The organism is Paraburkholderia caballeronis, assembly GCF_900104845.1.
In the GTDB taxonomy this organism is placed as follows: Bacteria; Pseudomonadota; Gammaproteobacteria; order Burkholderiales; family Burkholderiaceae; genus Paraburkholderia; species Paraburkholderia caballeronis.
This window is the reverse complement of record NZ_FNSR01000001.1, coordinates 3,438,349-3,451,611: the sequence shown is the minus strand read 5'-3', so window position 1 is coordinate 3,451,611 and position 13,263 is coordinate 3,438,349. Positions and strand designations below refer to the sequence as shown.

Below are 13,263 nucleotides of genomic sequence, written 5' to 3'. Positions count from 1 at the left end.
GCGGCGGGCTGCGGGGGCGTGCGAAACGCGGCGACTTTGCGACGATGTGCGCCGCGTTCCCGGCCTGCGGCGAGGTTCGCTTCCACGTTCGCCGCGGCGCACGCCGACGCCGGTGGCCGCCGACCGCTTCCCATCACCGTTATCCGCGCAGAACCGCGCCTTTCGCCATGAACGCTTCCTCACCGACGACCCTGACGCTGACCCGCCCCGACGACTGGCACCTGCACGTGCGCGACGGCGCGATGCTGGCGGCCGTGCTGCCGCACACCGCGCGCCAGTTCGGCCGCGCGATCATCATGCCGAACCTGAAGCCGCCGGTCACGACCACTGGGCAGGCCGGCGCGTACCGCGAGCGGATTCTAGCGGCGCTGCCGGCGGGCATGCGTTTCGAGCCACTGATGACGCTCTATCTGACCGACAACACGCCGGCCGACGAGATCCGCCGCGCGAAGGCGAGCGGCTTCGTGCACGGCGTGAAGCTGTATCCGGCGGGCGCGACGACGAATTCGGACGCTGGCGTCACCGACCTGCGCAAGTGCGCGCAGACGCTGGAAGCGATGCAGGAAGTCGGGATGCCGCTGCTCGTGCATGGCGAAGTGACGAACGCGGACATCGACCTGTTCGACCGCGAGAAGGTGTTCATCGACCGTGTGATGACGCCGCTGCGCCGCGATTTCCCTCAGCTCAAGGTCGTGTTCGAGCACATCACGACGAAGGACGCGGTCGACTACATCCGCGCGGACGGCGCGGCGCCGGGGCTGCTCGGCGCGACGATCACCGCGCATCATCTGCTGTACAACCGCAATGCGATCTTCCAGGGCGGCATTCGTCCGCACTACTACTGTCTGCCGGTGCTGAAGCGCGAGACGCATCGCGTTGCGCTCGTCGACGCGGCGACGTCCGGCGACCCGCGCTTTTTCCTCGGCACCGACAGCGCGCCGCATCCGAAGGGGCTGAAGGAGCATGCGTGCGGCTGCGCGGGCTGTTATACGGCGCTGCATGCGCTCGAACTGTACGCGGAGGCGTTCGACAACGCGGGCGCGCTCGACCGGCTCGAAGGGTTCGCGAGTTTCTTCGGCGCGGATTTTTACGGGCTGCCGCGCAGTGGCGAGCAGGTCACGCTGCGGCGCGAGCAGTGGACGCTGCCGGCCGAGGTGGATGCGGGGGAAACGCCGGTCGTGCCGCTGCGCGGCGGCGAGTCGATCGGCTGGCGGCTGGTTTGATTGGCGATGGGCGGCGGCGGGGCGCCCGGTGACGGGGCGGGTGGTGCGACGCCGCCGGGGGCTGACGATGCGGTGAGCGGCGGGGTGTCGCCGATGCAGGACGATGCGGTGGCCCGGCCGATGTCGTCGGCGCGTAGCGATGCTGCGGATAGTGCGATGTCGCCGGTGCGGGATGATACGGTGGATCGTGCAATTCCGATGGTACGCGGCGATGTCGTGGACCGGCCAAGGTCACCAATGCGTACTGATGCGACGGCTTGCACGATGTCGCCAGTGCTGGGCGATACGGCTGGCGATCCGGTCCCCCCGGTGCTGGGCGGTACGAGACTGCCTGTGCACGATGACGCGCCCGTGCCGCCCCATCCGTCCGCCGATGCGCGCAACGAAGCCGTTGCGCCGTCCGCTTTCGCGGCGATCGACTGGACTCAACCGTGGTTTTCACCGTTCGCGCGACGCGGCCGCCGCTGGCAACAGGCGGCGCTTGCGGGTTACGCGCGTTATCTCGACGAATTGAACGCCGACGCGCGCGCGTCGGCCCGACATACCGGGCGCGGCGAGCCGCTGTCGTTCATCGCGCAGGACGACCTGCCGCCCGGCGCCGCCTATGAGGCGCACATCGCGGCGACCGGCTGCGTGCCGACCCGCCACAACCTGCACGACTTCTTCAATGCGCTGATGTGGTTCGCGTTCCCGCGGATCAAGGCGGCGCTGAACGCGCGGCAGTCGGCGGCGATCGACGCGCTCGGCGTCGGCCCCACGCGCGGCGGTCTGCGCGATGCGCTGACGCTCTTCGACGAAAACGCGGTGCTGTTCGCGTGCGCGGATCCGCGACTGTCGGCGGCGCTGCGCGGTTTCGAGTGGCACACGCTGTTCGTCGCCGGGCGAGCCGCATGGGGCGAACGCTGCGAAGTGCGTCCGTTCGGTCATGCGTTGCTGGAGAAATTGATCGCGCCGTATCGCGCGTGCACCGCGCACGCGTGGATCGTCGACGTGCCGGCGGACTACTTCGGATGGAGCGCCGACGCGCGCGACGCGTGGCTCGATCGCGCGGTCGCGGATCGACTGGCCGGCGACGACGACCTTACGCCGCGCCGCTTCGCGCCGTTGCCGGTGCTGGGGATTCCGGGCTGGTGGACGGAAAACGAAGCGGCTTCGTTCTACGACGATGCGACGGTGTTCCGGCGCGGCCGGCGAGCACGCTGAGGCTGGCATCGAAATGGGGCCGGGTGCGGCCGGCCCTGGGCTGCGCACCGATTCTTCCGACTCAACGTCTACATAACGCCGACTCGCCGCTTGCCTGCGATGGCATTCCCGTTACGATCGATCATCCGCCATTCGTCGCCAGCGGCCCTCCGTCCATCGGCGCGCACCGCCGCCGCGTGCTAACATCGCCGTTCGCAAAGCAGGCCAGGCAGTCGCGGCCCCGCGGTTTCGGCCGGGGGGGCGAGGAAAGTCCGGACTCCATAGGGCAGGGTGATGGCTAACGGCCATCCGTGGCGACACGCGGAACAGGGCAACAGAAAGCAAACCGCCGATGGCCCGGCTTCGGTCGGGATCAGGTAAGGGTGAAACGGTGCGGTAAGAGCGCACCGCGGCTGCGGCGACGCAGACCGGCACGGTAACCTCCACCCGGAGCAATTCCAAGTAGGCAGGCGCGCATCTTCGCGATGCAGGACGGTGCCCCCGTCTCGTCTGCGGGTAGGAAGCTTGAGCGCGTCAGCAATGGCGCGCCTAGAGGAATGGCTGCCACGCGCGCGCCGCCGCAAGGCGTCGCGGGTGCACAGAATCCGGCTTATCGGCCCGCTTTGCCGCTTTTACGACAAAAAGCCGGCGCAGTGATTTCACTGCGCCGGCTTTTTTCTTTGTCGCGCGATACGGCTCGATGCGCGGTATCGCGTGTTCTCAGACCGCGACGATGTCGAACGAATGAGTCAGCTCGGCGGTCTTCGCGAGCATGATCGACGCGGAGCAGTACTTGTCGTGCGACAGGTTGATCGCGCGTTCGACGGTCGCCGGGTTCAGGTTCCTGCCGGTGACGGTGAAATGGAAGTGGATCTTCGTGAACACTTTCGGGTCTTCGCTTGCGCGCTCGGCCTTCAGCGTGACCGAGCAGTCGGTGATTTCCTGACGGCTCTTCTTCAGGATCATCACGACGTCGTACGCGGTGCAGCCGCCGGTGCCGAGCAGCACCATTTCCATCGGACGCGGCGCGAGATTGCGGCCGCCGCCCTCGGGCGCGCCGTCCATCGACACCAGATGCCCGCTGCCCGTCTCGGCCGCGAACGCCATGCCGTCCTGTCCTATCCAGCTAACTTTGCATTCCATGCTCTTGTCCCGCGTCTTTACATTCAGCCGGCATTGTAGCCCGCTCGTTACTGGCATGCCGGGGTGACATGGCCGAAAGGGGGCGCGGTGGGAAGGGTTGCGTGTTGCGGCGCGCCATGGGTCGGGCCTGCGCGATTTCCCCAGGCAACGCAGGGTTTTTGCGTAGAAGATTGGCGCCAAATTGTCGGGTGAGATCAGATAACCAGTTGATTTTTAATATTTAATGGTGTGCGGTTCGCGGGCTTGAATATTTCGCATCGTGAATTGAGATTTCGCAATGCAAATTTTCTTGCGTCGCACAAGCTCGCTCCGTATAATGCGTGTCATTGGTTGTCGCGTTTTGACACCTCAGCATGTCTCCTCCACCCTCCTCCAAAGGTGGATTAAGCCCGAACAGCGCGTTCGGGCTTTTTTTCGTCCGCGGTCCGCGCCAGTGCGCGCATTTTTTGACCGCGCCGGATCTTTTCCTTTATAATTCAGGGTTTTCCGCATTCATGCCCGCCGGAAAAACAGGGAGAGCCTGCGCCAGCGCCGCCGGACCACGGTCGAGCGCTTCCTAACAAGCAGGACAAGAACACAGGGCACAGCATTTTTTTTGGATCGATCATGAAGACGTTTTCCGCAAAAGCCCATGAGGTGACGCGCGAATGGTACGTGATTGACGCGACGGATAAGGTTCTCGGCCGTGTTGCCAGCGAAGTGGCACGCCGTCTGCGCGGCAAGCACAAGCCTGAGTTCACTCCGCACGTCGATACTGGTGATTTCATCATCATCATCAACGCGAGCAAGCTGAAGGTCACGGGCAACAAGACCACCGACAAGAAGTACTACCGTCACTCGGGCTACCCGGGCGGTATCTATGAAACGACGTTCGGCAAGATGCAGGAACGCTTCCCGGGCCGCGCGCTTGAGAAGGCGGTCAAGGGCATGCTGCCGAAGGGTCCGCTCGGCTACGCGATGATCAAGAAGCTGAAGGTCTACGCCGACGCAACGCATCCGCATTCGGCTCAACAGCCGCAAGCGCTCGAGATCTAAGGGGAGCCCACATGATCGGTAACTGGAATTACGGTACGGGCCGCCGCAAGAGCGCAGTCGCTCGTGTTTTCATCAAGTCGGGCAAGGGCGACATCATCGTCAACGGCAAGCCCATCGCCGACTACTTCTCGCGCGAAACGTCGCTGATGATCGTGCGCCAGCCGCTGGAACTGACGAACCACGGCGTCACGTTCGACATCAAGGTGAACGTGACGGGCGGCGGCGAAACGGGCCAGGCCGGCGCGGTTCGCCACGGCATCACCCGTGCGCTGATCGACTATGACGCGACGCTGAAGCCCGCGCTGTCGAGCGCCGGCTTCGTCACGCGTGACGCGCGTGAAGTCGAGCGTAAGAAGGTCGGCTTCCACAAGGCACGTCGCCGGAAGCAGTTCTCGAAGCGTTAAGCGCTTCGCGCCTCCGGGCGCGACTGCTGCAAAGGCCGCCCGCGCCCCGTGCGCGAGGCGGCTTTTTCGTTTGTGGGCGCCGGTTGCCGGGGCAGTGCGCCGCGCCGCGGAGAAACCCTTGATTCTGTGGGCTTAAGCACGATCTCGGGATCAGCCCTACAATAGCGGCAAAAGCCTTTTTGGAGAGTTCGAATGAACGCTGTCACCGACACCCCCGTGACCGAAATGCCCGGTCCGTTCGTCTTCACCGACGCAGCGGCTGACAAGGTCAAGCAACTGATCGACGAGGAAGGCAACCCGGACCTGAAACTGCGCGTGTTCGTGCAGGGCGGCGGCTGCTCCGGCTTCCAGTACGGATTCACGTTCGACGAGGCGATCAACGAAGACGACACCGTGATGAACAAGAACGGCGTCCAGTTGCTGATCGACTCGATGAGCTATCAATACCTGGTCGGCGCCGAGATCGACTATAAGGACGATCTGAACGGCGCGCAGTTCGTGATCAAGAACCCGAACGCGACGACCACCTGCGGCTGCGGTTCGTCGTTCTCGGTCTGATTGCCGTCCGACGCCGCAAGGCAATAAAAACGGGGCTCGGCAGCCCCGTTTTTTGTTTCCGCTGATTCCCTTCCCAGGTGCGGCCGATACCTCCCGGCCAGCGGCATCAGCGCGGATACAGCGCGCCCAGCACCCGCTCGCCGGCCGCGCCCGTCACCGACGGCACGTTGCCCGGCTCGCGCGCGACCCAGCGCATCGCGAGCCACGCGAACGCGAGCGGCTCCACGTGATGCGGCGGCACGCCGAGCGCGTCGGTCGTCGCCACCGGCACGCCACTGACGCCGCTCGCGAGCAATGCGTCGCGCAGCGCATCGAGCATCACCGGATTGCGCGCGCCGCCGCCGCATACGTACACCGCACGGCAATCGGACGCGTGGCGCTCGATCTCGCGGGCGACCGTCACCGCCGTCAGCGCGACGAGCGTCGCCTGCACGTCCTCGGGCGTCAGCGCTTCGAAGCCCTTCAGCCGTTCGTCGAGCCATTGCGCATTGAACAGGTCGCGCCCGGTGCTCTTCGGCGGCTGCTGCGCGAAATACGGCTCGTCGAGCAGCACGTTCAGCAGCGGCTGATGCAGCGTGCCGCGGGCCGCGAAGTGGCCATTCTCGTCGTACGGCTTGCCAAGATGGCGTTCCGCCCACAGGTCGAGCAGCGCGTTCGCCGGGCCGCAGTCGAAGCCGCGCACCGAGCCGGACGCGGACAGGATCGTCACGTTGCTGATCCCGCCGAGATTGCAGACGACGCGCGTCTCGTCCCTCGCGCCGAAGATCGTCGCGTGGAACGCGGGCACGAGCGGCGCGCCCTGGCCGCCGGACGCGACGTCGCGGCTGCGAAAGTCCGCGATCACGTCGATGTGCGTGAGTTCCGCGAGCAGCGCCGGGTTCTGGATCTGCACCGTGTAGCCCTTTTCCGGCCGGTGGCGCACGGTCTGCCCGTGCGCGCCGATCGCGCGGACGTCGTCGGCGGACAGACCGATCGAGCGCAACAGTTCATGGCAGCACACCGCATAACGCGCCGCGAGCGCGTTCGCGGCGAGCGCCTCGCGCTCGATCTCGTTGTCGCCGGGCTGTTGCAGCGAGAACAGCGCCTCGCGCATGTTTTCGGTGAAGTGCACGAACGCATCGGCCAGCACGGCCGGCGGCCTGCCGTGCGCGAACCGGACGGCGACGCCGTCCACGCCGTCCATGCTGGTGCCGGACATGAGGCCGAAATACACGCCGTCGGCGGCGTGCCGGATCTCCTTCTGTGCGTCGCGTGGCGCCACGTTGTGCTCCTGTCGTTGTCTTCCAGTGCGGATTATCGGCGCAATGACGGCCATGTGTAAGACACTCCGCAAGACGCCGCATAACCCGGCGAGACCCGCATGCGGCCGCCGGGAGTCGGCGCGGCCGGGCGAATCACGTAAAATCGCGGTCTGACCTAACGTTACGATCCAGCATGAGCACCGAGTCTCCCACCCAAAACGCGCCCGCCTTTCCGGTCACCGACGAGGTCCGCCACGCGCTCGAAATCGCGAAGCGCGGCGCGGACGAACTGCTGATCGAGGAAGAATTCCTTCAGAAGCTGGCCCGCAGCGCGGCCACCGGCAAACCGCTGCGCATCAAGCTCGGTCTCGACCCCACCGCGCCCGACATCCACATCGGCCATACGGTCGTGCTGAACAAGATGCGCCAGTTGCAGGACCTCGGGCATACGGTGATCTTCCTGATCGGCGATTTCACGTCGCTGATCGGCGATCCGTCCGGCCGCAACGCGACGCGCCCGCCGCTCACGCGCGAGCAGATCGAGTCGAATGCGAAAACCTACTTCGATCAGGCCGCGCTCGTGCTCGACCGCGACAAGACCGAGATCCGCTACAACAGCGAATGGTCGATGCCGCTCGGCGCGGACGGGATGATCAAGCTCGCGTCGCGCTACACGGTCGCGCGGATCCTCGAACGCGAGGACTTCACGAAGCGTTTCCAGGGCGGCGTGCCGATCTCGATCCACGAGTTCCTGTATCCGCTGATGCAGGGTTACGACTCGGTCGCGCTGAACGCGGACCTCGAACTCGGCGGCACCGACCAGAAGTTCAACCTGCTGGTCGGCCGTGAACTGCAGAAGCAGTACGGGCAGGAACAGCAGTGCATCCTGACGATGCCGCTGCTCGAAGGCCTCGACGGCGTCGAGAAGATGTCGAAGTCGAAGCACAACTACGTCGGCATCAGCGAGAAGCCGTCCGACATGTTCGGCAAGCTGATGAGCATCTCCGACACGCTGATGTGGCGCTACTTCGAGCTGCTGTCGTTCCGGCCGATGAGCGAGATCCAAGGCTTCCAGCGCGAGATCGACGCGGGGCGCAACCCGCGCGACTTCAAGGTGATGCTCGCGCAGGAGATCGTCGCGCGTTTCCATTCGCAGGCGGACGCCGAGCGCGCGCTGGAGGACTTCAACCACCGCGCGAAGGGCGGCGTGCCGGACGACATTCCGTCGGTGACGCTCGGCGGCGCGCCGCTCGCGATCGGCCAGTTGCTGAAGCAGGCGGGCCTCGTGCCGTCGACGAGCGAGGCGCTGCGCAACATCGAGCAGGGCGGCGTGAAGATCGACGGCGCGACGATCACCGACAAGGCGCTGAAGATCGACGCGGGCGACTACGTCGTGCAGGTCGGCAAGCGCCGCTTCGCGCGCGTGACGCTCGGCGCATGAGGGCGGCCGACGTGCGCGGAGGCGTCCGGTGATCGCGCTGATCCAGCGCGTGCGCCGCGCGGAGGTGACCGTGGACGGCCGCGTGACCGGCTCGATCGGCGCGGGGCTGCTCGCGCTCGTCTGCGCGGAGCGCGGCGACACCGACGCGATCGCCGACCGCCTGCTCGCGAAGGTGCTCGGTTATCGCGTGTTCAGCGACGCGGCCGGCAAGATGAACCTGCCGGTGCAGAACATCGACGGCGCGGGCACGGCCGGCGGTTTGCTGCTGGTGTCGCAGTTCACGCTCGCGGCCGACACGAACAGCGGACTGCGGCCGAGCTTCACGCCGGCCGCGCCGCCCGACGAGGGCCGGCGCCTGTTCGACTACTTCGTCGCCGCTGCGCGCGCGAAGCATCCGGTCGTCGAGACCGGCGAGTTCGGCGCGGACATGCAGGTGTCGCTCGTCAACGACGGGCCTGTCACGTTCTGGCTTCAGACTCGCGGCTGAGCGTCGACGCCGCGCCGCATCCGCCGGCGGCGATTCAGGCCGGCAGCGCGCGCCGTTTTCAGCGACGATGGCGGTTCCGCACGGACCGCCTGTTCCTTGCACCTTCCCGTTCGCGCCCATGACGACCCAGATACTTTTCATCCGCCACGGCGAAACCGACTGGAACCGCGACAAGCGCATCCAGGGGCATCTCGACATTCCGCTCGCATCGACCGGCGTCGATCAGGCGCAGCGGCTCGGCGCGCGGCTGGCCGACGACGCGCGCGCCGGTCTGCGGCTCGACGCGATCCTGTCGAGCGATCTGACGCGCGCGCAGCAGACCGCGCAGCCCGCGGCCGCTGCGCTCGGCCTGGCGGTGCAGCGCGCGCCGGGGCTGCGCGAGCGTTCCTATGGACTCTTCCAGGGGCTCGACAGCGACGAGATCGCCGCGCGCTTTCCCGACGAATACGCGCAGTGGCAATCGCGCGATCCGGGTTTCGCGCCGCCGGAAGGCGAATCGCTACGAGAGCTTTATCACCGTGTGCTGCACGCGCTGGAACCGGTGATCGCCGCATATCCGGAGGGCCGCGTCGCGTGCGTCACGCATGGCGGCGTGCTCGACTGCGTGTACCGCTTCGCGCGCGGCATCGCGCTCGACGTGCGGCGCGACTGGCCGCTCCTGAACGCGAGCGTCAACGTCGTCGATTTCGACACCGACGGCTACGTGACGCAGGCGAACATCGTGTCGTGGGCCGACGTCGGCCATCTCGAAGGGGAGAGCAGCGACGACGGCATTCGCCGCCCGTCCTGACGCCAGCATCCGAAGCACGGCGGCGACAGCACGCCGCCGTCGCGCCTGTCCGCCGCACCGATTTCCCGTCATCGTCTCCACCATTGCGCTGCGTCGCCGGCGCGGCGCGTTCGCCTTTCAACCGCCCGACATCGAAGCGGTCCCGCCTGTTACCATCTTGTCCGCCCTGCGTGGACCGGCCGCGCCGTCATGCGTCGAAGCGCGGTGGATGCGCGCGCAACCGCGCCATGCGGGGTGTCATACGAACGGTTGTTTTCGAGAATGGATGCAGGAGATTCAGATGACGTACAAGCTTCACAAGCTGTTGCCGGCCGGCGCGGCGGTCGTGGCGTTCGCAACGATGATGACGAATGCCGCCGCCGACCAGATCGTCAAGATCGGTCACGTCGGGCCGCTGACGGGCGGTTCCGCGCACCTCGGCAAGGATAACGAGAACGGCGCGCGCCTCGCGATCGAAGAGATCAACGCGAAGGGGCTGACGATCAACGGCCAGAAGGTCACGCTGCAACTGGACGCGCAGGACGACGCGGCCGACCCGCGCACCGCCACCCAGGTTGCGCAGAAGCTCGTCGACGACAAGGTCGTCGCGGTGGTCGGCCATCTGAACTCCGGCGCGTCGATTCCGGCGTCGAAGATCTACAGCGACGCGGGCATCGTGCAGATTTCGCCGTCGTCGACGAATCCGGCTTATACGCGGCAGGGTTTCAAGACCACGTACCGCGTCGTCGCGACCGACGCGCAGCAAGGCCCGGCGCTCGCCGACTACGCGGCGAAGGGGCTGAACGTGAAGAGCGTCGCGATCGTCGACGACTCGACCGCCTACGGCCAGGGCCTCGCGAACGAATTCGAGAAGACCGCGAAGTCGCTCGGTCTGAAAGTCCTGTCGCACGACGCGACGAACGACAAGGCCGTGGACTTCCGCGCGATTCTCACGAAGATCAAGGGCGAGAACCCGGACGCGATCATGTACGGCGGCATGGACGCGACCGGCGGTCCGTTCGCGAAGCAGGCGAAACAACTCGGCCTGCGCGCGAAGGTGCTCGCGGGCGACGGCGTCTGCACCGAAAGCCTCGCGCAGCTCGCGGGGGCGGCGGCCGACAACGTCGTGTGCTCGCAGGCGGGCATGGCGCTCGAAAAGATGGCGGGCGGCGCGGCGTTCTCCGCGAAGTACCAGAAGCGTTTCGGTCACCCGATCGAATTCGATGCGCCGTTCACGTATGACGCCGTGTACATCGTCGTCGATGCGATGAAGCGTGCGAACTCGACCGACGCGGCGAAGATCCTCGCGCAGATTCCGGGCACGAACTACAACGGCGTGATCGGCACGACCGCGTTCGATGCGAAGGGTGATCTTCAGCACGGCGTGATCTCGCTGTACAACTACAAGGCGGGCAAGAAAACGCTGCTCGACGTGGTGAAGATGTAAGAGGCCGATGGCCTCGCGGCGGGTGGCGGGCGGCGGCGACGAGTCGTCATCGTGCCTGCCCGATCGGCGGGCGGCCTTGCGGGGCCGCCCGTTTTTTTGCGGCGTTACCTGTCTTCGCGGTGATGCGTCACGCGGCGTTCGGCGAGCGCGTCAGCCCCGTTCCGGTTGCGCCGCCGCGCGCCGCCTCGCGCGTTTCGACACGCCGTTGACGAGCGCCCATCGCAGCACCGGCGCGATCGTCCGCATGCCGGGCTGCACGACGATCCTTCGCATGCCCGCGAACGTATCGAAGCCGAGCATCCGCTGCGCCCATGGCGGCAGCAGGTCGATGCCGGCCTGCCGCATCAGCGCGCCGGCCGGACGCATCGCCGGGCGCGGCGCGGGCGCGTTCATCAGCACCCGCACGACTTCGCGCGTGCGCTCGCCGGCTTCCAGCTGCGGCTGCATCGCGAGCAGATACGCGGCGATTTCCGCGCGCGAGCGCGGCACGTCGGTCGCGCCGAGCATCTGCGCGATGCGCGCGGTCTCGGCGTAATACTGATCCTGTTCGGCGGTCGGCAGCGCGGGATTCACGTAGCGCAGATGCGCGGCCAGAAAACTCGACACCTCCGCGACGTGCACCCACGTCAGCAGCGCGGGATCGCTCGCGCGATACGGCCTGCCGTCCGGCGCGGTGCCGGTCACGCCGAGATGGATCTGCTTCACGCGCTCGATCAGCGCGAGCGCGTCGGCGCGGCTGCCGTACGTGGTGCCGGCGATGAACGTCGCGGTGCGGCGCAGCCGGCCGAGGATGTCCTCGCGGAACGTCGAATGGTCCCAGACGCCGGCGAGCGCCAGCGGGTGCAGCGCCTGCAACAGCAGCGCGCTGATGCCGCCCGCCATCATCGACGCGAAATCCGCGTGCACCTTCCAGCACACCGCGTCGGGGCCGAACAGGCCCGGGTCGCCGGGCGGCGACGAATAGTCGAGACGCGGGCCGCTGCCGGTCGTCAGGTGCGTGATGCTGTCCGCGAGCGCCATCCGCAGACGATGCGCGAGCAGGCCGGCGAAGCCGTCCGGCTCGGGAGCGTCGTGGCGGCGGCCGGCGTGCTCGGACATGGGCGGAAGCGGTGGGCCGCGCCGGTCAGGACGCGTTCGGGTCCCACAGGCCGCCGGAGTGGGCGGAGTCCGGCGCGGCGAGCCCGAAGTGGCGGTACGCGAGCAGCGTCGCGACGCGGCCGCGCGGCGTGCGTTGCAGGTAACCCTGCTGGATCAGGTACGGCTCCAGCACGTCCTCGATCGTGTCGCGCTCCTCGCCGATCGCGGCCGCGAGGTTGTCCACGCCGACCGGGCCGCCGTCGAACTTGTGCAGGATCGCTTCGAGCAGCTTGCGGTCCATCAGGTCGAAGCCGACCGGATCGACGTCGAGCATCTTCAGCGCGGCGTCCGCGACCGACGCAGTGATGTGGCCGTCCGCCTTCACCTCGGCGAAGTCGCGCACCCGGCGCAGCAGCCGGTTCGCGATCCGCGGCGTGCCGCGCGAGCGGCGCGCGATTTCGAGCGCGCCGTCCGGATGGATCTGCGCGCCCAGCAGCGCCGCCGAGCGGCGCACGATCTTCGCGAGTTCGTCCGCGTTGTAGAACTCCAGCCGCGCGACGATCCCGAAACGGTCGCGCAGCGGGTTCGTCAGCATGCCGGCGCGCGTCGTCGCGCCGACCAGCGTGAACGGCTGAAGGTCGAGCTTCACGCTGCGCGCTGCCGGCCCCTCGCCGATCATGATGTCGATCTGGTAGTCCTCCAGCGCCGGATACAGGATTTCCTCGACGACCGGCGACAGCCGGTGAATCTCGTCGATGAACAGCACGTCGTTCGCTTCGAGGTTCGTCAGCAGCGCGGCGAGGTCGCCCGCGCGCTCCAGCACCGGGCCGGACGTCTGCCGCAGGCTCACGCCCATCTCGCGCGCGATGATGTGCGCGAGCGTCGTCTTGCCGAGACCCGGCGGCCCGAACAGCAGCACGTGGTCGAGCGGCTCCGAGCGGCGCTTCGCGGCCTCGATGAAGATTTCGAGCTGCCCGCGCACCTTTTCCTGGCCGACGTATTCGTCGAGCTGGCGCGGGCGTAGCGCGCGCTCGAACGCTTCTTCGTTCGGCGAGGCCGGCGTGGGGGCGATCACGCGTTCGGCGGCGAGTTTGTCGGTTTCGATCATGCCGCCGATTGTACCGCGCGGGATGTGCGGACTGGCGCGGGCGGCGTGGGGTGGGAAAAGGGGCGGGGATCAGGCGATGAGCAACGCGGGGGGCGGCGGTGGCTTGGCGCCGGAACGGCGTCGCGCCGAGAGCCATGAGTTCCCCGCA

Annotated in this window: 13 protein-coding genes and 1 other RNA gene; 10 read left to right on the top strand and 4 right to left on the bottom strand. The window is 67.2% G+C overall.

Annotation, left to right across the window (positions count from 1 at the left end):
* The first annotated feature begins 167 nt into the window (after positions 1–167).
* The 3 genes from pyrC to rnpB all read left to right on the top strand — a co-directional run bounded on the left by pyrC (position 168) and on the right by rnpB (position 3,034).
* Positions 168–1,223 (top strand): dihydroorotase, encoded by a 1,056-nt coding sequence (pyrC, locus tag BLV92_RS15375; protein ID WP_090546274.1) that lies wholly within the window; start codon positions 168–170, stop codon positions 1,221–1,223.
* A gap of 351 nt (positions 1,224–1,574) precedes the next feature.
* Positions 1,575–2,426: a DUF3025 domain-containing protein gene (locus BLV92_RS15370; RefSeq protein ID WP_244283802.1), complete on the top strand. Its 852-nt coding sequence runs from the start codon at positions 1,575–1,577 to the stop codon at positions 2,424–2,426.
* A gap of 196 nt (positions 2,427–2,622) precedes the next feature.
* Positions 2,623–3,034: RNase P RNA component class A (gene rnpB / locus BLV92_RS15365), an RNA gene on the top strand.
* Positions 3,035–3,125: 91 nt separating this feature from the next.
* Here rnpB and BLV92_RS15360 read toward each other — a convergent pair.
* The gene (locus BLV92_RS15360; RefSeq protein ID WP_090546270.1) at positions 3,126–3,548 is read right to left on the bottom strand and encodes an OsmC family protein; all 423 of its coding nucleotides are present in this window, start codon (positions 3,546–3,548) and stop codon (positions 3,126–3,128) included.
* Between the two features lie 606 nt (positions 3,549–4,154).
* Here BLV92_RS15360 and rplM point away from each other — a divergent pair.
* The 3 genes from rplM (at position 4,155) to erpA (ending at position 5,545) form a co-directional block, all read left to right on the top strand.
* Positions 4,155–4,583, top strand: a complete 429-nt coding sequence (rplM, locus tag BLV92_RS15355) for a 50S ribosomal protein L13 (protein WP_090546268.1) — start codon at positions 4,155–4,157, stop codon at positions 4,581–4,583.
* Positions 4,584–4,594: 11 nt separating this feature from the next.
* The gene (gene rpsI / locus BLV92_RS15350; RefSeq protein WP_090546266.1) at positions 4,595–4,987 is read left to right on the top strand and encodes a 30S ribosomal protein S9; all 393 of its coding nucleotides are present in this window, start codon (positions 4,595–4,597) and stop codon (positions 4,985–4,987) included.
* A 192-nt stretch (positions 4,988–5,179) separates the two neighbouring features.
* Positions 5,180–5,545: an iron-sulfur cluster insertion protein ErpA gene (gene erpA / locus BLV92_RS15345; RefSeq protein WP_090546264.1), complete on the top strand. Its 366-nt coding sequence runs from the start codon at positions 5,180–5,182 to the stop codon at positions 5,543–5,545.
* Positions 5,546–5,651: 106 nt separating this feature from the next.
* On the opposite strand, the gene BLV92_RS15340 is transcribed toward erpA, so the two are convergent.
* Entirely contained in the window at positions 5,652–6,779 is a 1,128-nt protein-coding gene (locus BLV92_RS15340) for an anhydro-N-acetylmuramic acid kinase (RefSeq protein WP_256216047.1), read from the bottom strand.
* Positions 6,780–6,979: 200 nt separating this feature from the next.
* Here BLV92_RS15340 and tyrS point away from each other — a divergent pair, with 200 nt between their 5' ends.
* The 4 genes from tyrS to BLV92_RS15320 all read left to right on the top strand — a co-directional run bounded on the left by tyrS (position 6,980) and on the right by BLV92_RS15320 (position 10,930).
* A complete protein-coding gene (gene tyrS, locus BLV92_RS15335; RefSeq protein ID WP_090546260.1) occupies positions 6,980–8,227 on the top strand; it encodes a tyrosine--tRNA ligase in 1,248 nt (415 codons plus the stop codon).
* A 28-nt stretch (positions 8,228–8,255) separates the two neighbouring features.
* A complete protein-coding gene (gene dtd, locus BLV92_RS15330; RefSeq protein WP_090546259.1) occupies positions 8,256–8,714 on the top strand; it encodes a D-aminoacyl-tRNA deacylase in 459 nt (152 codons plus the stop codon).
* A 118-nt stretch (positions 8,715–8,832) separates the two neighbouring features.
* Positions 8,833–9,504, top strand: coding sequence for a histidine phosphatase family protein (locus tag BLV92_RS15325; protein ID WP_090546257.1), 672 nt, complete (start codon positions 8,833–8,835; stop codon positions 9,502–9,504).
* A gap of 280 nt (positions 9,505–9,784) precedes the next feature.
* Positions 9,785–10,930, top strand: a complete 1,146-nt coding sequence (locus BLV92_RS15320; protein WP_090547128.1) for a branched-chain amino acid ABC transporter substrate-binding protein — start codon at positions 9,785–9,787, stop codon at positions 10,928–10,930.
* Positions 10,931–11,080: 150 nt separating this feature from the next.
* Here BLV92_RS15320 and BLV92_RS15315 read toward each other — a convergent pair whose 3' ends face one another.
* Positions 11,081–11,950, bottom strand: coding sequence for an oxygenase MpaB family protein (locus tag BLV92_RS15315; protein WP_244283828.1), 870 nt, complete (start codon positions 11,948–11,950; stop codon positions 11,081–11,083).
* A gap of 103 nt (positions 11,951–12,053) precedes the next feature.
* Positions 12,054–13,115 (bottom strand): Holliday junction branch migration DNA helicase RuvB, encoded by a 1,062-nt coding sequence (gene ruvB, locus BLV92_RS15310; RefSeq protein ID WP_090546253.1) that lies wholly within the window; start codon positions 13,113–13,115, stop codon positions 12,054–12,056.
* Positions 13,116–13,263 lie beyond the last annotated feature (148 nt).

Coding starts and splice junctions, on each gene's coding strand:
- pyrC (WP_090546274.1), top strand. CDS start 168: ATGAACGCTTCCTCACCGACGACCCTGACGCTGACCCGCCCCGACGAC.
- BLV92_RS15360 (WP_090546270.1), bottom strand. CDS start 3,548: ATGGAATGCAAAGTTAGCTGGATAGGACAGGACGGCATGGCGTTCGCG.
- rplM (WP_090546268.1), top strand. CDS start 4,155: ATGAAGACGTTTTCCGCAAAAGCCCATGAGGTGACGCGCGAATGGTAC.
- rpsI (WP_090546266.1), top strand. CDS start 4,595: ATGATCGGTAACTGGAATTACGGTACGGGCCGCCGCAAGAGCGCAGTC.
- erpA (WP_090546264.1), top strand. CDS start 5,180: ATGAACGCTGTCACCGACACCCCCGTGACCGAAATGCCCGGTCCGTTC.
- tyrS (WP_090546260.1), top strand. CDS start 6,980: ATGAGCACCGAGTCTCCCACCCAAAACGCGCCCGCCTTTCCGGTCACC.
- BLV92_RS15325 (WP_090546257.1), top strand. CDS start 8,833: ATGACGACCCAGATACTTTTCATCCGCCACGGCGAAACCGACTGGAAC.
- BLV92_RS15320 (WP_090547128.1), top strand. CDS start 9,785: ATGACGTACAAGCTTCACAAGCTGTTGCCGGCCGGCGCGGCGGTCGTG.
- BLV92_RS15315 (WP_244283828.1), bottom strand. CDS start 11,950: ATGGCGCTCGCGGACAGCATCACGCACCTGACGACCGGCAGCGGCCCG.
- ruvB (WP_090546253.1), bottom strand. CDS start 13,115: ATGATCGAAACCGACAAACTCGCCGCCGAACGCGTGATCGCCCCCACG.